This window comes from Streptomyces montanus (genome assembly GCF_005786655.1).
Classification (GTDB): domain Bacteria; phylum Actinomycetota; class Actinomycetes; order Streptomycetales; family Streptomycetaceae; genus Streptomyces; species Streptomyces sporangiiformans.
In genome coordinates, this window is sequence record NZ_VBZC01000164.1 from 1 (window position 1) to 653 (window position 653).

The window sequence follows — 653 nt, forward strand, 5'->3', positions numbered from 1 at the left end:
CGCGCAGCCCGCGCACGGCCAGGTCGCGCCACGTCCCCCCGCCGAGCGCGGCGGGCAGCCGCAGCCGCAGCCGGGTGGTCCGGGTGCGCACGGGGCCCCGCTGCCGCCCGAAGGGGCCGGGACGGCCCTTCCTCCCGTGGCCGGTGGCATGAACGAAGGGGCGACCCAGTACCTGCCGCCCGTCGCGTCCGGAGGGCCCGGTGCTCCCGGTGCTCCCGGTGACGAGGGCGCAACTCAGTACATTCCTCCGGTCGGCCCGGGCGCGTTGCCGCCCGAGGCCGAGGCGTCCCCCGAGAGCACACACCGCCTGGGCCGGGTCCGGCAGAGCGGGCCGGGACCGATGCCCGCCGCCGGGACCGGCGCCGCGGCGGGGGCCGGGCCCATGCCTCCCACCTCGAATCCCGATGCCGAGGCCACGCAGCTCATCGCGCACGTGCCCGCACAACCCGGCGTCGCGCCTTACGGAGTACGGCCGGGAGGGCCGGGGGACCGGCAGCCGCCGGCCGAGTTCGACAGTCTCTTCCGGTCGGCGGACGGCGTGGCGTCCACACAGCAGTTGCCGCAGGTCGACCCGGCGGCGATGCCCGGCGGACGTGCCGCCCGGCGCGAGGCGGCGGCGGACAGCGGCGGCGGCCATGGCTCCGGCGGCCGCG

Annotated in this window: 1 pseudogene; it reads left to right on the forward strand. The window is 79.2% G+C overall.

Annotation, left to right across the window (positions count from 1 at the left end):
- Positions 1–148: 148 nt before the first annotated feature.
- Positions 149–653: pseudogene (locus tag FE633_RS46935) on the forward strand (hypothetical protein); the annotation flags it as partial.